Source organism: Rhizobium cauense, from assembly GCF_019511525.1.
In the GTDB taxonomy this organism is placed as follows: Bacteria; Pseudomonadota; Alphaproteobacteria; order Rhizobiales; family Rhizobiaceae; genus Rhizobium; species Rhizobium cauense.
Genome location: NZ_JAEUAT010000017.1, coordinates 139,944 through 160,140, shown reverse-complemented (window position 1 = coordinate 160,140; position 20,197 = coordinate 139,944). Strand labels below are relative to the sequence as shown.

At 58.6% G+C, this 20,197-nt stretch carries 21 protein-coding genes; 7 read left to right on the top strand and 14 right to left on the bottom strand.

What is annotated here, in order from left to right; genetic code table 11:
• The 8 genes from JNB88_RS25845 to JNB88_RS25810 all read right to left on the bottom strand — a co-directional run.
• A partial coding sequence (locus JNB88_RS25845) for an acetamidase/formamidase family protein (protein WP_220357937.1) occupies positions 1-392 on the bottom strand: 392 nt, incomplete at its 3' end.
• A gap of 67 nt (positions 393-459) precedes the next feature.
• Positions 460-2,079 carry an ABC transporter substrate-binding protein gene (locus tag JNB88_RS25840; protein WP_220357936.1) on the bottom strand — a complete coding sequence of 540 codons (1,620 nt, stop codon included), beginning with the start codon at positions 2,077-2,079 and terminating at the stop codon, positions 460-462.
• A 26-nt stretch (positions 2,080-2,105) separates the two neighbouring features.
• A complete protein-coding gene (locus tag JNB88_RS25835; protein WP_220357935.1) occupies positions 2,106-3,026 on the bottom strand; it encodes an ABC transporter permease in 921 nt (306 codons plus the stop codon).
• The gene (locus JNB88_RS25830) at positions 3,026-3,874 is read right to left on the bottom strand and encodes an ABC transporter permease (protein WP_220357934.1); all 849 of its coding nucleotides are present in this window, start codon (positions 3,872-3,874) and stop codon (positions 3,026-3,028) included. The genes JNB88_RS25835 and JNB88_RS25830 overlap by 1 nt, the downstream gene beginning before the upstream one ends.
• Positions 3,874-4,455: an ANTAR domain-containing response regulator gene (locus JNB88_RS25825; RefSeq protein ID WP_220357933.1), complete on the bottom strand. Its 582-nt coding sequence runs from the start codon at positions 4,453-4,455 to the stop codon at positions 3,874-3,876. The genes JNB88_RS25830 and JNB88_RS25825 overlap by 1 nt, the downstream gene beginning before the upstream one ends.
• Positions 4,452-5,573 (bottom strand): transporter substrate-binding protein, encoded by a 1,122-nt coding sequence (locus JNB88_RS25820; protein ID WP_220357932.1) that lies wholly within the window; start codon positions 5,571-5,573, stop codon positions 4,452-4,454. Before JNB88_RS25820 ends, JNB88_RS25825 begins: the two co-directional genes overlap by 4 nt.
• A gap of 332 nt (positions 5,574-5,905) precedes the next feature.
• Positions 5,906-6,526: a LysE family translocator gene (locus JNB88_RS25815; RefSeq protein ID WP_420832218.1), complete on the bottom strand. Its 621-nt coding sequence runs from the start codon at positions 6,524-6,526 to the stop codon at positions 5,906-5,908.
• Positions 6,527-6,684: 158 nt separating this feature from the next.
• Positions 6,685-7,323: a response regulator gene (locus tag JNB88_RS25810; protein WP_037130286.1), complete on the bottom strand. Its 639-nt coding sequence runs from the start codon at positions 7,321-7,323 to the stop codon at positions 6,685-6,687.
• A gap of 571 nt (positions 7,324-7,894) precedes the next feature.
• On the opposite strand from JNB88_RS25810, the gene JNB88_RS25805 reads away from it, so the two are divergent.
• The gene (locus JNB88_RS25805; protein ID WP_223217333.1) at positions 7,895-9,190 is read left to right on the top strand and encodes a hybrid sensor histidine kinase/response regulator; all 1,296 of its coding nucleotides are present in this window, start codon (positions 7,895-7,897) and stop codon (positions 9,188-9,190) included.
• Between the two features lie 80 nt (positions 9,191-9,270).
• Here the strand turns inward: JNB88_RS25805 and kdgD are convergent, their stop codons facing one another.
• The 3 genes from kdgD to JNB88_RS25790 form a co-directional block, all read right to left on the bottom strand.
• On the bottom strand, positions 9,271-10,194 hold the full coding sequence (gene kdgD, locus JNB88_RS25800) for a 5-dehydro-4-deoxyglucarate dehydratase (RefSeq protein WP_220357930.1): 924 nt from the start codon (positions 10,192-10,194) through the stop codon (positions 9,271-9,273).
• Between the two features lie 45 nt (positions 10,195-10,239).
• Positions 10,240-11,220 (bottom strand): mannonate dehydratase, encoded by a 981-nt coding sequence (locus tag JNB88_RS25795; RefSeq protein ID WP_220357929.1) that lies wholly within the window; start codon positions 11,218-11,220, stop codon positions 10,240-10,242.
• Between the two features lie 66 nt (positions 11,221-11,286).
• The gene (locus JNB88_RS25790) at positions 11,287-11,997 is read right to left on the bottom strand and encodes a FadR/GntR family transcriptional regulator (protein WP_220357928.1); all 711 of its coding nucleotides are present in this window, start codon (positions 11,995-11,997) and stop codon (positions 11,287-11,289) included.
• A 132-nt stretch (positions 11,998-12,129) separates the two neighbouring features.
• Here JNB88_RS25790 and JNB88_RS25785 point away from each other — a divergent pair, with 132 nt between their 5' ends.
• Genes JNB88_RS25785 through JNB88_RS25765 form a run of 5 tightly spaced genes read left to right on the top strand, consistent with a single transcriptional unit; the run spans position 12,130 to position 17,234 of the window.
• Positions 12,130-13,725, top strand: coding sequence for an ABC transporter substrate-binding protein (locus JNB88_RS25785; protein ID WP_220357927.1), 1,596 nt, complete (start codon positions 12,130-12,132; stop codon positions 13,723-13,725).
• Positions 13,726-13,740: 15 nt separating this feature from the next.
• Positions 13,741-14,769, top strand: a complete 1,029-nt coding sequence (locus JNB88_RS25780; protein ID WP_220357926.1) for an ABC transporter permease — start codon at positions 13,741-13,743, stop codon at positions 14,767-14,769.
• Positions 14,766-15,668 (top strand): ABC transporter permease, encoded by a 903-nt coding sequence (locus tag JNB88_RS25775; RefSeq protein WP_220357925.1) that lies wholly within the window; start codon positions 14,766-14,768, stop codon positions 15,666-15,668. The genes JNB88_RS25780 and JNB88_RS25775 overlap by 4 nt, the downstream gene beginning before the upstream one ends.
• On the top strand, positions 15,655-16,497 hold the full coding sequence (locus tag JNB88_RS25770; RefSeq protein ID WP_220357924.1) for an ABC transporter ATP-binding protein: 843 nt from the start codon (positions 15,655-15,657) through the stop codon (positions 16,495-16,497). The genes JNB88_RS25775 and JNB88_RS25770 overlap by 14 nt, the downstream gene beginning before the upstream one ends.
• Entirely contained in the window at positions 16,497-17,234 is a 738-nt protein-coding gene (locus JNB88_RS25765) for an ABC transporter ATP-binding protein (RefSeq protein WP_220357949.1), read from the top strand. The genes JNB88_RS25770 and JNB88_RS25765 overlap by 1 nt, the downstream gene beginning before the upstream one ends.
• A gap of 148 nt (positions 17,235-17,382) precedes the next feature.
• Here JNB88_RS25765 and JNB88_RS25760 read toward each other — a convergent pair whose 3' ends face one another.
• The 3 genes from JNB88_RS25760 to JNB88_RS25750 form a co-directional block, all read right to left on the bottom strand.
• The gene (locus JNB88_RS25760; RefSeq protein ID WP_220357923.1) at positions 17,383-17,610 is read right to left on the bottom strand and encodes a DUF2798 domain-containing protein; all 228 of its coding nucleotides are present in this window, start codon (positions 17,608-17,610) and stop codon (positions 17,383-17,385) included.
• Positions 17,611-17,820: 210 nt separating this feature from the next.
• Positions 17,821-18,039: a helix-turn-helix domain-containing protein gene (locus JNB88_RS25755; RefSeq protein WP_220357922.1), complete on the bottom strand. Its 219-nt coding sequence runs from the start codon at positions 18,037-18,039 to the stop codon at positions 17,821-17,823.
• On the bottom strand, positions 18,015-18,722 hold the full coding sequence (locus JNB88_RS25750; RefSeq protein ID WP_220357921.1) for a hypothetical protein: 708 nt from the start codon (positions 18,720-18,722) through the stop codon (positions 18,015-18,017). The genes JNB88_RS25755 and JNB88_RS25750 overlap by 25 nt, the downstream gene beginning before the upstream one ends.
• Positions 18,723-18,908: 186 nt before the next feature.
• Between JNB88_RS25750 and JNB88_RS25745 the strand changes: the two genes are divergently transcribed.
• A complete protein-coding gene (locus tag JNB88_RS25745) occupies positions 18,909-20,138 on the top strand; it encodes an amino acid ABC transporter substrate-binding protein (protein ID WP_220357920.1) in 1,230 nt (409 codons plus the stop codon).
• Positions 20,139-20,197 lie beyond the last annotated feature (59 nt).

Below are 20,197 nucleotides of genomic sequence, written 5' to 3'. Positions count from 1 at the left end.
GGCCCATAGAGGGCTGGTGCCATGCTGGTAGCATCGTACGACCAGACATGCAGTGCAGGATCCTTGAATTGATCGGCCAGCAGACCGAAGCCGGGGATGTTCGCCGTCCAACCATGGCCGGAGGGGTCGAAGCGGCGGATCGTTACCTTAAGTGCGTCGCCGGGCTGGGCGCCCTCGATGTAGACTGGGCCTGAGACCGGGTTGATCATGCCGAAGTCGAGGTTCTTCAAGGTGTCGATCGTCGCATCGCGCCCAAGCTGGCCCCCTGAAGAGTCGAGGCATTCGAAATGGATGGTCTCACCGGATTTGGCGACAAGCGCAGGTGCAAAGTCCTTGTTCCAGCCGAAATTGTGCTGGGCGCGGTGGATCGTGTGGGTGCAGGCAACGCACATATCAAATCTCCCTGGAATTGTCAGAGCCCTCCCGGCGCGCCGGGAGGGCCTTTGCTCCTGCCGAGCTTTACTGGTTGACGTAGATGGCGTCGTAATTGATGACGCGGGTCGGATCGATGTAGATGTTGTCCGCACCACCCATGCGCAGCGACTTGGCGACGACGCGGCGTTCGTTGATCACCGGAACCCATGGCGCGTCGGCCATGATATCGGTGAAGACCTTACCCCAGGCCGCAGTACGCTCTACCGACTTTGCGGGATCGGACATGGAGTCTGCCTCGACCGCTCGCTTGTCGAGAGCTTCGTTGCAATACCACGACCAGTTCCAACCGCCGGCAACTGCGCCGGAGCATCCAAGGATCGGGCCGTAGAAGTTTGATGGATCCGGGAAGTCGGCAATCCAGGCCATGCCACCCGACCAGATCATCGGCGCTTCACCTTCAGTGCCGCCGGCGGCGATGACGTTTGCCTGTGCCAGCGCGCGAACCTCGGCCTTTACGCCGATGGCGGCTAGATCCTGCTGGATTGCCTGGGCGATGCGCGGCTGTGGATCAGTATTGGTAGAATACAGGACCGTCTCGAAACCATCTGTGAAACCAGCCTCTGCAAGCAGCGCCTTGGCCTTGGCGACGTCATAGGCATAGCCGCTGAAGCCCTTGTCATATCCGGGCATAAGCGGTGGTAGCGGCTGGTTTGCCGCGGTTGCGCGACCGTTCAGGATGCGGGTGATGCGTTCCTTGTTGATCGCCATATTGACCGCCTGACGCACCTTGACGTTGTCGAACGGCTTCACCTTGGTATTCAGCGTGACGTAGCCCGTATGAAGCTGCTCGCCATCGACGATCATCTTCGGGCCATCGGCGGAATTCTTGATCTCGAGGAACTTCGCCGGAGGAATGCCGTCGCCGGCAATATCGACCTCGCCCTTCTGCAGTCGCAGCAGTGCGACGAGCGGTTCCTGGCCAACTTCGACCTTGAAGCTGTCGATATGCGGGACGTCCTTGACGAAGTAATCCTTGTTGCGCTCGAAAACGAGCTGCTGACCGATCGTCCAGTCCTTCAGGACGAAGGTGCCTGAACCCACCGGCTTTTTGCCGAAATCTCCGCCTGCGGCTTCCACCGCCTCTTTCGGAACCACTGAGGCAAAGTTTATGGCGAGTACGTGCAGGAAGGTCGCGTCCGGGCGAGACAGGTGGAAGATGACTGTTGAATCGTCGGGTGTTTCGATGCCGGCAAGGGTCGTCGACTTGCCCCCAGTCAAATCCTCGAAACCTTTGATGGCGCCGAAGAAGCCGGCTCCGGGGCCCTGCGTCTTGGGATCGACAGCCCGTTCGATGGAATATTTGACGTCGGAAGCGACCACCTCACGGCCGTTGGAGAACTTCACACCTTTGCGGAGCTTGAACGTATAGGTGAGGCCATCTGGAGAGACCGTGAAGTTTTCGGCAAGCGATGGCACGAGATTCGGAGTGCCCGGTTCATAGTCCATGAGACGCGAGAACAGGCTCTTGATCATTGACCAATTAACCCAGTCGTAGCCTATCGCCGGATCAAGCGTGGTAATGTCGTCCTTGTAGGTGACGACAACGTCGCCGCCCTGTTTTGGTGTTTCCTGAGCCATCACGATCATCGGTGCGAGCGCTACCATCGTCGCGAGCGTCGTTGTCTGAAGTAAACGTTTGAACATGCTGAGTTCCCCTTCTTTGGTTGTTGTCAACGAGTACGGATACGTGGATCGATGAGTGGTGCGATCAGGTCGGCAAGCAAGTTGCCGATCACGATGGCGAGAGCGGAAACCAGTGTGACACCCATGATGATCGGGATGTCGACTTGCTGGATTGCCTGCCACGCAAGCTGGCCAATACCAGGCCAACCGTAGACAGCCTCCACGACAACGACGCCGCCCATGAACTGTCCGATATCGATGCCAATCATGGCGATGATCGGCAGGATTGCATTGGGCAGGGCGTGCCGGAGGACGATGCGTCGAGACGAGAGGCCTTTGGCGCGGGCAGTGCGAACATAGTCCTGGTTGAGCACGTCGATCATGGCCGATCGCACCATGCGTGCATACCAGCCGGCGCCAAGAACGCCGAGGGTGGTGGCCGGCAGCACAACATGGGCGATGGTGCCGTAGCCGCTCATCGGAAACCAGCCGAGCGTTACGGCAAAGACGTAGAGCAACAGCAATGCGACAACGAACTGTGGAGCAGAGACACCGACGAAGGAGGCCATCATCACCAGCCGATCGACTGCTTGGCCGCGCCGCACCGCCGCCACGGTCCCGAGAACGAGCCCGAGCACGACCTCGACCAGGATGCCTGCCAGCATGAGTGTCAAGGTTGCCGGAAGGCGTGCGGCAAGCAGGGTCCAGACCTCGGTTTTCTGGGCGTAGGAACGTCCGAGGTTGCCCGACAGCAGGTGGAGTAGATAGCTCCAGAATTGCGTCAGGAGAGGTTGATCTAGGCCGAGCTCGTGACGGATGTTTGCGACCGTTTGCGCAGTCGCGCTGCGCCCTGCCAGCATGCGCGCCGGATCAGCGGGCAGCGCATAGAGCAGAACGAAAGTGATGGCCGCAACGCCGAGAAGGATCAGGGCTGCCTGCACGAGGCGACGAAGGATGAGAAATAGCATCAGCCGCGCCCCCGTTGCGTTGGGTCGAGAATGTCGCGCAGTGCATCGCCGACGAGGTTGAAGGAAAGGGCTGTCAGCAAGATTACGGCGCCCGGGAAAAACACGAGCCACGGAGCCGCCTGAAAGTAGCTTTGGCTTTCAAAAATGATGTTGCCCCAAGATGGCTGCGGTGGCTGGACGCCGATGCCAAGGAAGGAGAGCGTTGCCTCAAGTAGAACCGTTGTTGCGATTCCGAGCGTGCCCCAGACGATGGCTGTGGGCATGAGATGGGGCAGTATGTGTACGAACAGGATCCGGAAATGGCCGGCACCGAGCGAACGCTGAGCCATTATGAAATCGCGCTCCACTAGACCCCGTGTCTCGGTATAGACAATGCGCGCAACCTGTACCCAGTTGACGAGCGCGATGACCATCGCGACGATCCAGAGGCTTGGCCGCAGCAGAGCGGCGAGGACGATCGCAAGAAGCAAGGCAGGAAAGGCCATCATCAGATCGGTGAAGCGCATCAACACGTTACCGAGCAGGCCGCGGAGATAACCGGCGAGGATGCCGATCAACAGGCCGATCGCAACTGCAATCCCGTTCGCGACCAGTCCGATGATGAGTGACGTGCGTGCGCCGAAGAGCAGGCGTGAAAAAAGGTCGCGTCCGAGCGTGTCGGTGCCGAGAAGAAACTGGCCGCCGGGCGGTAGTGGGGCACCTTCAAGGGAGAGTCCGTCGAACATCTGATCGTCGGGGCTGAATGGCGCGATCCACGGCGCGGCGATCGCCATGAAAATGACGAGCAGAACCACGAGGAGGCCGAACAGAGCTGCGGGCTGGCGCAACAATGCCTTTATAACACGCATCAACCTGCCTCCGGCAGCGGTTCGGCGCCGCCCAGGATAAAGGCAGCGATCTGCTCCATTGGCAATCGCCGCTTCATGGCGCAATCGCGCAAAATCGCGTAGGCGCGGTCCTCGTCTATTGCGCGAGCCACCATCAACTTCTCGACAGCGGCATGAACGAGCGGGCGAAGCCGCACCCTCTCCTCCAGATATTGCAGACGCTGTGCGAAGGCTTTGCGTTCCTGGTGGATCGATACGGCCATAACGAGTGCAGGGTATACCGCCGACGCGGCGATAGGTTTGGCAATGATGGACCCGGCGCCCTGTTCCATGGCCCAGGCGATGCGCCCAGGCGCTTCCGAGCCAAGCAAAGCCACTACCGGACAATTCGGCGTGCCACCATTCCACGGAAGCAAATTGTCCCAGCCCTGATCGGCATCGACAATGACGAGATCAGGCAGCTCGGCAGCTGACAGTGTCGACCATTGGAGTTTCGTTTGCAGACCGAGCAACCGAAGCTGACGGGTCAGACGTTCGGTATTGCCATCCTCGCGATGCAAGATGGTGACGCGCCAGCCGGTGAAATTGGGAGTTTCTCTCATGACACCACCCGCAGTTTTGGTGAAGCTGGGGCGTTTCGGCGGGTCAGGTATGGATCGGCTGCCAGCGGTGGACGAGAGGCGACAATGTCGAAGGCGTTATCAGCGTTAATTCGGCCGAGATGAAAGGGCAGCGCCGCGTGGTTTGTCTCGCGGTCAACAACGAGTGAGCCAAAAAGCGTCGGCCAGGATTTGCTGTGTAGTTCGGCCTTCGTTGCAACCGGATCATCGCTTCCAGCAGCAACGATCGTATCAGCGCAAAGACGCGCGGCAGTGTATGCGCTGGCAAAAACACCAGAGACGCGACGGCTAGAGCCATAGTGGGCTGCCACCCGCGCCTTGAAGGCAGTGTTGTCTGGTGTCGCGATGCTGTCGAAGTAGGAGGCTGCGCATAGCTGGCCAATGGCGGCGCCAGGGGCAATGTCGTCCAGCTCGCATTCCATAAGGTCGCAGCTGACAACGGGGCAATTTTGCGCCCGAAATCCCGGGTCGCGGTCGGCGAGAGCCTTGATTCCTTCAAGGAATGCGTAGCTCGAAGGACCAATGAGATTATTCAGGATGAACGTTGGCCGACGCTGCTCGATGTCGGCGATAATGCGCTCGACGGCAGTTTCCTCAAGCGGCAGGTAACGCTCGCCAAGAACGTCGCCGCCGGCGTTGGTGACAAGCTCCCGTGCCAGTCTGTTCATCTCCCAACCCCAAACATAGTTGGCGCCGACAAGATAGGGTCGCTTGCCGTACTTGGGGATCAGGTGCTCAAAAAGCGGAATGAGGTGCTGGTTGGGGCAGCCACCGACATAGATCACGTTCTCGTTGGCTTCGAAGCCTTCGTATGGACACATGTACCAAAGGAGCGCGTCATGCTTCTCCACAAGCGGGATGACTTCCTTGCGTGCCGCTGACGTAATCGTGCCAATGATGTGACGGCATCCGGCCCGAAGCAGCTGTCGCGCGCCTTCGAGGTAGGCAGCGAGATCTGCGTGGGGGTCGAAGAAGACAGGTTCTATTGAAAGGTCGCTGGTGTGGGCGAGTTCCTCGAAGGCGAAATGGGTGCCGTCGCGGGCATCGCGGCCCATCGCCCCATATGGCCCCGTCGTCGAAAAGAGAACGCCGATCTTCAACGTATCATTCCTTCAAACACAAAAAACCCCACGACGCGGTTTCCGTCAAGGACGGAGCGTCATGAGGCGAAACTGCCCAGCGACTATCGAAGTCATGTCATCCGCAGTGGCCCATTGCCTAATCTGCAGGCCTGCATAAAAGACAGGCATGGGGGATTTGTCAAGGCGTGTTATAGGCGATTTCAAATTCGCCCAGAGTTCTTCCGTTTGAGCGCCGCAAGGAGCTATCTAGTGCATCACCGGCGCTGTGAGCGTCCGGTGATTGTGTTGTGCTGCCAGCCGTACTCGTTCTTCCTTGGTGCTCGGTCGTGGTTGTGACGCCACAGGTACGATCAAACGTGGTGGCCAGCGAGCGTGAGACCAAGGCCGATTAGGATTGAGCCACAGGTCCTAGGCACGATTGACCCGGTGTATCCGCCCTTCAACCGCACAAGAGCAAGGGAGGCGATGCCAACCGACGCGACGTCTGCGAGCGAAAAGACGAGGTTGACGAAAATGCCCAGAATCAGGAACTGCGCCCAGAGCGGCATCACTGCCGAGGGATCGACGAACTGTGGCAGGAATGTCAGGAAGAACAGCACGGTCTTCGGATTGAGGACCTCAACAATGATGCTGTCACGCAAGCTCGCCGATGCGGGTCTATCAGCCTCATCGCCCCCATTGCTCCACCCAAGAAACATCCTCACACCAAGCCAAACGAGATAGCTGGCGCCCACAAATTTCATTGCTGTATAGGCCATTGGCGCGTGGTTGATCAGCGATGCGAGTCCAACTGCGGCTGCCATTATGTGCACGTAGCAGCCAATGTGGACGCCGAGTGCGGACATCAATCCCGCCTTGCGTCCATGTGCCAGCGTTTGAGCCGTCATGTAAAGTATAGCCGGCCCTGGCACGCATGCGAAGGCAACTGTCGCAATGGCGAAGGGTATCCATAGTTCCAACGACGGCAGCATTTTGCTCCTCCCAGTTGTTGACGGCGGGAGGAGTAGGGCGAGTGCTCGCGGGAATGAATACGACAGCTGTCGTACTCGGAACGCTTTTCTTCTTCGACGATCGGTTGATGGTTAAGCGAATCTTGTCGTCAGGTGCGGCTGGTGAGGTTGTGACTCGGTCAACCGACTGGCATCCCCAAGCGTACAGCATAAGCTGTCAGCTCTGCAGTGCTGTGCAGATTGAGCTTTCTCATGAGGTTTTCGCGGTGCTTGCGCGCCGTTAGAGGGCTGATCCCCAGGCGCTGAGCGGTTTCCCGGCCCGTCATACCTTGCGCAACCATCTGCAGTGTCTGCAGTTCGCGTGGCGTTAGCGGGACGGGCGACAGGATGTCGGTGACAGGGACGTGGCCGCTTTTCGCAAATCGGACAGTCTGCCCCAAATAGGTATCGCCGTTCCTGATTGCCGCGAAGGCGTCGGCCAACTCTTCGGGGTCGCCGTCCTTGGTGAGATAGGCGCTGGCACCCGCTTCAATCGCCGCGCGGACCATTCTCGGTTCGGTATTTGCGGTCAGCACCACAATTTTCATACGAGGAGCGAGTGAGTGCAAGTCGGAGATGAACTGTGCAGCGACGCCTGGCATCCCGAGGTCGAGTATCAAAATGTCCGCAGTCACGCTGCGTACGAGGTTCAAGAGCCTGTCGCCGTCAGCGGCCTCCGCCACGACAGACACGTTCGCCATGGCGGAGATCAAAAGCTTGAGGCCTTCCCTTACGATCGCGTGATCGTCAGCCAGAATGACTGTTGTCCGGCGCATCATTTTTATCTCCATCAGCGGCGAATCCATTTTTGAGCAACCTGTGGAAGGCACCGTGCAAAGAATCAATTTTTGCTAGAATGGATCGTTCTGCTGATAAATACAGGGCGCTTGGAGACACGCAATGCAAGAAGACAAAATACGTCAAGCGCTCATCGAACTTCTGTACCGCAATTCCTACGGGGTGGTCATTTCGAACATCGTCATCTCGCTGGCGGCCGCATATGTGTTGAGAACCGAGGTCCCTACAACTTGGATAGGGGGGTGGCTTTGTGCACTGTATATGCTCACGGCAACGCGTGTTCTCGTGTCGCGGCGCTTCTTTCAGCTTGCTCCCGAACCGGGCTCGGAACGCTCCTGGGCGTGGCTCGCCGCAACTTTCTCGTGGATGTCGGGGCTCTTGTGGGGATCGCTCGGTTGGGTAGGGTTTCTCCCGGGGTCCCCGGTTGTGTTGTCGTTCACCGTCATCGTCCTGACCGGACTGGTTTGCGGCACCGTACCTTCCCTTTCTGCTTTTCCTCCGGCTCTCATCGGATCAATACTTGCGACGGTCCTCCCGATTGCCGTGCGTTGCATGACTGTCGACAGCGAGATGTCCGCTCCCTTCCTCTTCCTTCTGGTCGCACTTGTCTGCATTAACTTCTACTACTGCCGCACTACCTACCGGATGTTGCGTGAGACCATAAGTTTGCGGCTGGAGAATGAGACGCTCGTTGAGGACTTGCAGGAGGAACGCGATCGCGCGCAGAGCGCGGACCGTGCGAAAACACGCTTTCTCGCCGCCGCCAGCCACGATTTACGTCAGCCTCTCCATGCCCTCAGCCTGCTTGTTTCCACGCTCGCATTGTTGGGACGGCGCGGCGACGTCCCTTCGGGAGCAGCACGGGATCTCGCTGAAAAAGCCAAAACCGTAGTCGGTAACCTCAGTGGCCTCTTAAACGCGCTGCTCGACATTTCCCGTCTAGATGCAGGTGTGGTCAGGGTTGCAAAGGAACCGGTAGCGCTGGGCGAGCTCTTTCACGATCTCCGAACAGAATTTGTAGCCGAGGCCGAGCAGCGGGGGCTGGCATGGCGCGTCGTCATGTCTGATCTGTGGGTTGATAGCGATCCCTTGCTTCTCAGGCGTATCCTCAACAATCTGCTGTCAAATGCCTTCCGATATACGAAGAGGGGGACGGTCCTGCTCGGATGCCGCAGGCGCGGCAACCGTGTGGAAATTCAGGTCTGGGATACCGGTGGAGGCATCCCGTCGGATAAGCAGACGAGTGTTTTCGAGGAGTTCGTCCAGTTGCAGAATTCTGCACGCGATCGCACTCAGGGGTTGGGGCTCGGGCTTGCTATCGTTCGCCGCACAGCAGATCTCCTTGAGCACCCCCTGAGACTGACTTCCATGTACGGCCATGGATCAATGTTTTCCATAACTCTCCCTGTCCATCAGGGGCTAGGTGCGCTAACTGCGAGCAGTGCCAGCCTTCCGTCCGGAGGCTGCCTTCTTGGTATAATGTTGGTGGAAGACGAGACGGATGTGCTCCAAGCGATGGAGCAATTGCTGACGTTGGAAGGGCACCGAGTCTATGCGGGCCGAACGGCTGCCGAAGTGCAGGAAGTTCATTTGGCAGATGTGTCGATGACCAATCCCCCAGTTGATCTGATAATCGCCGACTACCGCCTGGGGCATGGTCTCACAGGTCTCGACGCGATCCGGACCCTTCGCTCCTACCTGGGGCGTTCCGTTCCGGCGATCGTGGTGACGGGCGACACGTCGCCGTCCCGTTTGAAGGAAGTGAGCGAAAGCGGCTTTCGCATCCTGCACAAGCCGATTAGCGGCGAGGAGTTAGGCAACGCCATTCAAGCCGCGCGTCCTGATTGACGTCCGGGACCTGCATGAAATGCAGCAGGGCATGGAAGCGGCGTGCCTCCAATGCCCTGCCTGAACGCATGGCCTACACGCTATTCGGCGGCCAGCCGGGCGTAGTCATTAGCGCTGAGAATAGATTCAAGCGCGGACAGCTCGTCGCTTGTGAGGTCGGTCAACGGAGCGCGGACCGAGCCTGGATCGCGACCGATGACCTTGAGGCCCGCCTTGATAATCGAGACAGCGTAGCCTTTCTTTCGGTTGCGCAAGGCCACGAACGGGAAGAAGAAGTCCTTGAGTATCTGATCCACCGTCTTCTGGTCGCCTTTGCGCAGGGCCTGGTAGAAGCGCTGAGCCAGTGCCGGAACAAAGTTGAAAACAGCTGACGAATAGGTGGTGACACCCGCCGCGAAATAGGCCTGGGCGTAAACCTCATGGGTGGGCATGCCGCCGACATAAACCAGGCGGTCGCCGATCTTGGTGGTGATCTCGATGACGCGGTCGACGTCACCCACACCATCCTTGAAGCCTATCAGGTTGGGGCATTCATCACACAGCCTTGCCAGGCTGTCTGCAGACAGGATTGCGTTATCGCGGTTGTAAACGATGACGCCGATTCCGACTGATTTGCAGACCGCCTTCACGTGAGCGATCAGTCCGGCCTGTTCAGAAAACATGAGATAGGGAGGTAGCAGCAGCAAACCGTCCGCGCCGGCCCTCTCGGCCGATTGTGCAATCTCGATAGCAAGGGATGTCCCATAGCCCGTGCCCGAGATAATTGGTGTCTTGCCGGCTGCAGCCTTGGCGGCGCGTACGACTTGCGGAACTTCCGAAGGATTGAGTGAGAAGAACTCCCCGGTGCCGCCGGCGGCAAAGAGGGCGCTCGCTTGAAAGCTTGCGAGCCAGTCGACATGTGTGCGGTAGGCGGCCTCGTCGAACTGGTTGGCGCTGTCAAAATGCGTGACGGGGAAAGAGAGAAGGCCGTCGCCGACAGCTTTCTTGATGGCGTTGGGTTCCATATCAGAGTCCTTGAATTTATTGCTTTATTGGGAATTGAGCCGACATCAGAGATGCCCGGCGTCCAGGGCTTCAAGCAGGGCGGCGATGTAGCCATAGCAAAAGCTGAAGGCGACGCCGCTCGCATCCCTGCCAGCGATCCGCGGCACATGATCCGGCATGACCATGTATTTGTAGCCGATCTCCTTGTAGACTTTCAGCGATCGGACCATGTCCATGTCGCCCTCGTCGGGGAAGGTTTCCATGAAGGAAAGCTTGCCGCCGCTGATATTGCGAAAGTGCAGGTTGAAGATCTTGCCGCGCGTTCCGAACCAACGGATGATGTCGTCTATCTCCTCGCGCGGATTGTCGAGCATCTCGCCGATCGAGCCTTGGCAGAAGTTCAGGCCATGGTAGGGGCTTTCGCGCATCTGGACGAACTTCTTGAGCCCGTCGACTGTCCCTAACACCCTCGTGACACCGCGATAGCCAGGTGGTGTGTACGGGTCGTGTGGATGGCAGGCGAGGCGGACACGGTTGCTTTCTGCAACAGGCACGACGCGCTCCAGGAAGTAGTCAATCCGTTCCCAGTTCTCATCCTCCGACAGCACGCCTGCAAGCCCAGGCAGCGCCTGATGGTCGGCCCTGTCCCAGCGGAACGCCTCATTGAGCGACCCGCCACGACCCTTTTCGAGTTCCGTGCGTGGTATGCCGATCAGATTGAGGTTGTACTTTGTTGCGGGAATGCCGGCCTTTGCACAGTTCTCGATCATCCGGCAAACCGCGTCGATCTGACGGTCGCGCTCCGGCCCGGCCAGAAGAATGTCGGGGTAAGAGGCCTTCTCGATTGGTTGTGAGGGAAGGGGAAGCTGAATCATGTCCAGTACAAGACCGAAGCTTTCCACGTGGTCGCGATGGCGTTCGAGATCGTCCAGCGTCCAGCCGGACGGAGGACCCGGCGGGTCGGCGGAAATATGCTTCACCCCAAGCTGGGCAAAAACACGAAAATCATCGTCGTCGCGCGCTGCGACCTGCGTACCCAAATACACGCTCGTCCTCCCGATTGATCAAACAGTGTCATATGACATAATATGAATTTCGGAGGCTGTCGAGCCCTATTGCTGCTCTGCGAGCATTCGGTACCGCCTCTGGCTTGCTGTCATATGCGCGCGCATTGCCTGCCGCGCTCGGTCGGGGTCCTGGTCAGCTATGGCTGCAAGTATCTCGCCGTGTTCGGCGTGTACCTTTTCGAGATAGGCGCGGTCGTTGGCTTCAGGGAGGGTGGGGAATTGTCCTCGCGGTATGGCGCGCGGGCCGAAATGACGAAGCACGTCGACGTAAAACCGGTTGTTCGTGGCGGCCGCGATCGCCATGTGGAACTCGTAGTCGGCCTCAACGGTCGATTGCCCGGCATCGATCAGATTGGCCATTTTCCTGTTGGCTGTCCGTATCGCCGCCTCTTGCTCGGCGGTCCTGCGGTAAGCGGCAATTGCCGCCGCCTCTCCCTCTGCTGCCATTCGAAACTCCAGCAACTCCAGTGTTTCGGGGATGCTTTTTACCTCGATCGGTGTCAAGGATAGGCCGGTTTTTGCCTTGGGGTCGGCGACAAAGACGCCCTTTCCTTGCACGGGCAAAACGAAGCCGGCCGCCCGCAGATCGGCAATCGCCTCCCTGACGACCGTGCGGCTGACGCCAAAGGCCGCCTCGAGTTGTGGCTCGGTTGGTAGCTGGTCACCCTCTTTGAGCTTGCCTGTCTCAATCTGCAGGCGCAGCTGATCAATGACCTGCTGCGCGCGACGCTCTCTGCCCCGACTGACCGTTACCATAATCCCATCCCCAACTTTTCCATCTCGTCCTGTCCGTAAGGCGCTTGCAAAGCTCCATCAACTTCGATAGATCATAATACGACATACGGACGACATATGATGTCTAGTATAGTAACTCAGGGAGGAGTTGCAATGAAGCATTTTTCCAGAAGTCTTTTTGTGGGCGTTGCTTTTTGTGCGCTGACGCTTGCTGCGCAGGAGCTCAAGGCAGCCACGCCCGCTGACCAGCTCGTTATCGGTACCTCGCTTGCGCAAGTTCTGTCGCTCGACCCGCAGCAGGCGACCGAGGCCAAGGCGATCGAGATCATGTCGAACCTTTACGATCGGCTTGTCGCGACGACGCCTGACGGGAAGATCGTGCCGCAGCTGGCGGAAAGCTGGCAGGTGGACGATAAGGGGATTACGTTCAAGCTTCGTGACGCCACCTTTGCCTCCGGTAATCCCGTAACCTCCAACGACGTGGTCTATTCCCTGGTGAGGCTGCTGAAGCTTGACCAGGCTGCGGCGGCAAACCTGAAGCGGGTCGGCTATACCAAGGACAATGTCGATAAACTCGTGAAGGCGGTCGACGACAAGACTGTACGGATTGATCTGTCCGGCGAGGTCACGTCTGAGCTCCTGCTTTATCGCCTCGCCATGGTCATCGCCAGTGTGGTCGACAGCGTTGAGGTCCAGAAGAACGCGGCTAATGACGACTTTGGGAACGCTTGGCTGAGAACGCATTCGGCCGGATCTGGCCCGTTCACGCTTAATCGTTGGTCGCCGAACGAGCTCGTCATTTTGGATGCGAACAAGGACTACGTTGCCGGCGCACCGAAGATGCGGCGTGTGATCGTAAGGCATGTGCCCGAAAGTCAGGTCGAACGACTGATGCTGGAGCGTGGCGATATCGATATTGCCAGTGCCATGACCGCGTCTGATCTTGCGACCTTCGGCGACAAGGAGGGCTTCGACGTTCAGCGAGTGCCGACGGGTGGGTTCTACGTGCTGGCGATGAATGCCGGAAACAAGTATCTCGCCAACCCAAAGGTGCGCGAAGCGATTGCCTACGGGATCGACTACAAGGGTATCGAGAAGACGATCATGGGTCCATATGGCAGGACCCGGACGGTACCGGTTCCGGAGAATTTCGAGTACGCCATCCCAAGCCCTGACTGGCACCTCGATGTAGAAAAGGCAAAGCAATTGCTGGCTGAAGCCGGCTTCAAGGATGGCTTCTCGGTCAACCTGAAGACCATCGCACAGACACCGCGCATCGATCTGGCGACGGCGATCCAGGCCTCACTCGGCCAGATCGGCATCAAGGTCGATATCCAGCAGGGCAACGGTTCTGACATCATCGCGGCGCATCGGGCACGAAATTTCGATCTCCTTATGCCGCAAACCGGCGCATACATGCCAAACGTTCTTGGAGCGATGGAGCAATTTGCGTCCAATCCGGACAATTCGCTTGAGGCTAACAACGCGGGCAACTTCGTCTGGCGCTCGGCCTGGGATATTCCAGAATTGACTGCCCTTACGGCAAAGGCGTCAATGGAGCCTGACCCCAAGAAGCGCGGTGAACTCTATGTCGAGATGCAGAAGATGTTCATTGCTCAGAATCCCGCCGTGCTGCCGATGTTCGAGCGCTTTGAACCGATCGTGCTGAGCAGCAAGGTGCAGGGCTATATCGGGCATCCCAATCAAGCGACCCGGCTTGAGGGTGTGACCAAGGCAGAGACTGATTAAGCAGGGTCGCCGATCATGAAAGAATTGTCCGTAACCGAACTGGGACGGCGACTTGGACATCTCGTCGTTAGCCTGTTCATCCTGTTGTGCGTCACTTTCGTGATCGGCCGCGTGCTGCCGGCCGATCCGGTGGGCGCGATCGTCGGCGAGCTTGCGGATCCGCAAGCCTATGCCGCCATGCGCCAGAAGCTGGGGCTCGACCTGCCCATCTACCAGCAGTTTCTGATTTACCTGAAGGGCCTGGCCCAGGGCGACTTCGGGACCGCGGTCCTGACAGGAAATCCGGTATCCTCGGATCTGGCCCAGGCATTTCCGGCGACGTTTGAGCTTGCCACGCTTGCGATCCTGATCTCGACGTTCGTCGGCGTGCCCCTTGGTCTGATGGCCGCATTGTTTCGCGACAGTCTCATAGACAAGACAGCACGAGTGATTGCACTCGTCGGCCACTCGATCCCGATCTTCTGGTTCGGGATCGTCGGCCTTGTGATCTTTTATGCCAGCCTGAATTGGGTCGGCGGACCGGGACGCGTGGACGTCTTTTATGAGGGACTGGTCGCGCCGCAAACGGGTCTGCTTCTCGTAGACAGCCTTATGCAGGGCGAAACAGAGATCTTCTTGAATGCGCTCGGCCACATCATCTTGCCAGCCGTGATCCTTGCATATGCTGCGATGGCCTACATCACACGCATGACCCGCAGTTTCACGCTGGAGCAGTTGAGCCAGGACTATGTCATCGCAGCACGCGCAAAAGGTGTTGGACCGGCGAGTACTGTCATCAGCCATGTCCTGCCCAACATAGCTGTTCAGCTGATCACCATCCTCGCGATCTCGTATGGCGGCCTGTTGGAAGGTGCCGTTGTCACCGAGATCGTTTTTTCATGGCCTGGGATTGGCCAGTATATGACCAACGCACTGATGATCGGTGACATGAACGCGGTCGTCGCAGGCACGATCATCATCGGTTTCATCTTTATGTTCCTAAATTTCCTCGCGGATATCGCCTATGCAATCTTCGATCCGCGCACACGGGAGGCTGCCCGATGAGCGACGCACTTCAAACTGGCCTACTTGTACGCCCGCCCAGCCTTCACACGAGAATCGCCGCCTCGGCGCGGCGCATTTCGTCGAAGCTTGTACAGGAGCCTCTCGGCCTGGCAGGCTTTGTCGTCCTCGCGCTCTTGTGCGTGGTAGCAACCTTCGCCCCGGTGCTTGCTCCCTATGATCCAAATATCCAGGTTCTCTCGGACGCTCTGAAACCGCCAAGTGTCGCTCACTGGGCAGGGACCGATGAATTTGGCCGTGATATCCTGAGCCGACTGATCTACGGCACGCGGATAACGGTCCAGACGGTCCTCTCGATCTCCTTGATTGTCGGCCCGATAGGACTGTTGATTGGTGTCGTGGCGGGCTTCTTTGGCGGCCGTACGGATGCACTTCTGATGCGGGCGACTGACATCGTTCTCTCGTTTCCATCGCTCATCCTGGCACTCGCATTTGCCGCTGCCCTCGGCGCCGGTCTAACCACGGCAATTATCGCTATCTCCTTGACAGCCTGGCCCCCAATTGCCCGGCTGGCCCGGGCTGAAGCACTGGTGGTCCGGAATGCAGACTACGTTTCCGCTGCTCGCCTTTACGGCGCCTCGCCACTGCGCATTCTGTTCGTTTACATTGCGCCAATGTGCATTCCGTCGGTCATCGTTCGTCTTACGCTGAATATGGCCGGGATCATCCTGACGGCCGCGTCTCTCGGGTTCCTGGGCCTTGGCGCGCAGCCGCCTGCGCCGGAGTGGGGAGCCATGATATCCAATGGGCGAAAGTTCATGCTCGACTACTGGTGGGTCGCTGTGATGCCCGGCTTGGCCATCCTTGTTACCAGTCTCGCCTTCAACATCGCGGGTGATGCGCTTCGCGACATTCTGGATCCTCGCCATGCAAGATCATGAGGTGAAGCCGGTGCTCTCCATCAAGGGGCTGAATGTGAGTTTTGGCAGGAACCCAATCCCTGCCGTCTCTGACGTAAGCTTCGACATAGGACGCGAGCGTGTCGGTATTGTCGGCGAATCCGGCTCCGGCAAATCGACCACGGGGCGTGCGATCATGCGCCTTCTGCCTCCGAGTGCTACGGTCACTGCGCAGCGTCTTGATCTCGACGGGCAGCCGCTTTTGTCGAGGTCTGAACGGCAGATGGGCAAATTGAGGGGCAAGGACATCGCATTGATCATGCAGGATCCTCGCTACTCGCTGAACCCCGTCCTGACGGTGGGAAAGCAGATCGCGGAGGCGGCGCGTCTTCATCTTGGCCTGCGTGGTGGAGAGGCATTTGCCGCCGCCAGAACCATGCTGGAGCGTGTCCGGATCAATGACCCGGAACGCGTCATGTCGCTCTATCCCCACCAAATCTCGGGGGGTATGGGCCAGCGGGTGATGATAGCAATGATGCTCCTTGCGAAGCCGAAGCTGGTGATCGCCGATGAACCGACCTCAGCGCTCGACGTTAGTGTCAGAAAGGACGTGTTGACGCTCCTCGATGAACTCGTTCGGGAGAACAATTCAGGCCTCTTGTTGATCAGCCACGATATCCGCATGGTTGCCGCTTTCTGTGAGCGGATCATTGTCATGTATTCCGGAAGGGTGGTTGAAACGCTCACTCGGCTCGAGGACGCGCGTCACCCCTATACACGGGGGCTAATGGCCGCGCTACCCGATCCGAAGCATCCGGTACGGCGCCTGGCTGTCCTCGACCGGTCGAAACTCGACACGGAGAAAGCATGATGATTGAAGTTCGTGATCTCAATGTCGTCTTTGCTTCGGGAAAGCAGGAAAATCACGTCGTAAAGAAGGTCAGCTTCGACGTGGCTTCGGGCGAAACCCTTGGCATCGTGGGCGAATCCGGGTGTGGCAAGTCTACCTTGTTGCGCTGTCTTGCTGGTATGGAAAACGGCTGGTCGGGAAGAATTGCGCTCGCCGGCAAAGATGTAGGCAAGGCACGAAGCCGTGATGAACTGAAATGCGCACAGATGGTGTTTCAGGATCCCTACGGATCCCTTCACCCGCGCCATCGAATTGGAACGGCATTGGCCGAGCCTTTGAAAGCCATGGGCCATTCCGACATTTGGCCGAAGGTGGAAAAGGCATTGCGACAGGTTGGATTGCCAGTGGCGTTCGCCAGCCGGTTTCCCCACGAACTTTCCGGCGGCCAGCGCCAGCGCGTTGCGATCGCAAGGGCGCTGATACTCCAGCCGCCGATTTTACTGCTGGACGAGCCTACGTCTGCGCTCGATGTGTCGATACAGGCAGAGATTCTCAACTTGCTGGCAGACCAGCGTGACGAGCGCGGATTGACCTATGTTCTCGTCAGCCACGATCTTGCCGTCATCGCGCACATGTGCGATCGCGTATTGATCATGAAGAACGGCCAGTTTGTCGACGAGTTGACCAAAAGCGACATGCAAAACGGCGTGACGCACGACGCTTATGCCCGCGAGTTGTTCGAGGCCAGTTTCGTCTGATTGTATAGACAAGAAGTTGGTCGGAAGGGCGATGCTCCTGCGCGCCCACTGGAAGAACAAATTTTGGCCTTATGGGGAGCACGCTCGCATCGGAGCCCCGGCACGCGGCGTTCAAATTGTGCGGGGACCTAGCGCGGACGTCTGGAACCTAGCGACCGACCCTCGTCAGGCGCATCGCCAAATCAAATCCAACCTTGCCCACGACAATCGAGAGGCAGAAGGCCACAGGCCATGCGATGGCGAAGTGCTTCGCCCAGCTTCGGATCCAATCGATGCTGGCGCCAAGTTCGACGAAGGCAAAAAAGCCCGTCATGAGGAACGCCATCATGCAGGAAATGAAGGCTTGCGCTAGAATGATTGTCTTGCGGTCGTTCATGTTGTTCTCCGAACGCGAGGACGGAGAGCAAGGCGGTTCGAACCATGCCAGCACCATCCTCAATATGAGGTTTGATGCCGAGGGTTCGCAAGCGCGACGATCCGCTTCACGCGGCGCTGGAATAACCACACCAGCCGGGATCTTTTCGACACATTCCGATAGCGCATCGAAAGTGCTGACGTCAATCCGCTGCGCCTTCCTGCATGGGTCTCAGGGCCAGGCCGCGTAGCTGGTGTCCGCGCTTGGCTTCCGAAGAACGGCGCCGGCGCGATAAGCGCGCGGGGAGACGCCGGTGAGCCGTTTAAAGAAGCGACTGAAATATGCCGGATCGGTGAAGCCGAGCGCTTCGGCGACTGCCGCGATTTGCAATCCCGAGCCGTCGAGCATGGTGGATGCTTCCGAGATCAGACGTGAGTGAACAAGCTCCATTGGTGTTCGTTTGGTCGCACGGCGCGGATGGCACTGTTCAGGCGATCAGCGGTAACGCCAAGGGCGTTGGCGTAGTGGTCTACCGTCCAATGATCCCGGATGTGCAATTCGATCAAGTGTACAAAGCCGCGAACGATGGCACGCGGCGATGGCTGCTGCCGTTCGACGGTGGAACTCGTCAGGCGCCAGATCGCCAAGAGAAGGAGTGCCAGATGGTGGCGGATGACTTCCTGGGTCCCAGCTTCGTCGGCCTTCAGCTCCTGTTCGATGATGGCGAATGCGCCCGACAAGCGACGCGCTTCCAAAGTGCCGAGGCGCACGCCGAGGATCGGACGTGAGATCGCTTCACGAACCTGTGCGAAAACCGCGCCGGAAGGCATCGCCGATCCGAGGATGACATCAGGAACGGCCAGAGCGGCGCCTTCGCTGCCGGCATCGAAAACGATGGTGCCGGTCTCGCCGGAGGGCGCCCATATGATCGCTGGGCCATTGATCGGGACTTCATGCGAACCCAGCCGGATGTGTCCGCTGCCGCAAACAAGGACGAAGGCGCGATTTCGGGTGCCGCGAAACGTCCACGCCGATTGCGCGAGGGCGCCGAGAAAAATGCGTGCCTCAACGGCTTCCGATACCTGACGGGGAGGATGCGTGGTCGTAACCAGCGGGGCATTAGCGGAACCCATGGCAATCCTTTCGACTTTCCGTGAAAAGTACAAATATCTCTTGTAAAAGTCTATTACGCTTCAAAAGGGCAACGCGTAGATTGACCGCGTCAACGGATGCTTCCGCACTCTTGGAGGAGAACGGAATGGGGATTGCGATGTTGACCTGAGCGGCCTGTGGGAGCAGGCCTTACGGGAGGAAAATCGATGAAAATCTATCAACGCAGGCAAGTCCTGCGAAGTGCTGCACTTGTCGCCGCGGTCGCCGCAACGGGCGTCGGACGGGCGGCCTTTGCTGTGGAGCGCAAATCCGTTCGCATTGGCTATGCGATTTCAAAGACCGGGCCGAATGCGGGCGGTGCCGGTATCACGACGCTTCCAAACTACTTGCTCTGGGTCAAGGACGTGAATGACGCCGGAGGTCTCGAACTGCCGGATGGCAAGAAGCTGCCGATCGAGGTGATCGAATACGACGACCGTTCGTCGTCGGAAGAAGTTGTGCGGGCAACCGAGCGTCTGGCGACGAACGACCAGGTGGATTTTATTCTTGCACCGTGGGGTACCGGCTTCAACCTTGCGGTTGCGCCACTTTTTGATCGCTATGGCTATCCCCAGCTTGCCGTTTCTGCAGTAACCGACAAGGCACCCCAATTCGTCCAGCGCTGGAAGAAGAGTTTCTGGATGCTCGGGGGCGGCCATGATTACGCCAGGGCACTCGCGAGTATCCTCGTTGAAGCCAACAAGGCCGGCACTATCAACAATAAGGTCGCGATGGTCTCTGTTGCAGATGGCTTTGGCATCGACCTTGTCAGCGCGGCCCGTCCCGCTTTCAAGGAGGCTGGTATCGAGGTCGTGTACGACCAAACCTATCCGTTGGCGACGTCGGATTTCTCGCCTGTCATCAACGAGGCGATGGCAAGCGGCGCCGACAGTTTCGTTGCCTTTTCCTACCCGCCGGACACGTTTGCGCTCACGCAGCAGGCACAGGTCGCGAACTTCAATCCGAAGGTGCTTTATCTTGGCGTCGGAACGGGCTTCCCCGTCTACAGCAAGAACAACGGAGAAAATGCAACCGGCATCATGAGCCTGGGTGGAATCGATCCGGCAAACAAGGCGAACGAGGAATACCGCAAGCGGCACGAGGGGCTCACTGGGGTTGCTCCGGACTACTGGGGCAGCGTGATCACCTATGCAAGCCTCCAGATGCTGCAGGAGGCGATCAAGCGCAAGGGATTGGATCGCGAGGCCGTCTCGGCCGAAATCGCCGGCGGCACCTTCGAAACGGTGCTGGGTGAGACAAAACTCGAGGAAAACCAGCTACGCAAGCTCTGGTGGACCGGTCAATGGCAGAACGGCAAATTCGTCGGCGTCGCTCCATCCGATCGCTCGGGTGCCAGCAAGGTCATGCTGCCTCGGAAGGAATGGAAGAAGGCCTGACGCCGCAGGCGGCGCGCGTTCCAGGAAATGCGCGCCGCCCCGCAAGCATCGAAAAAGGA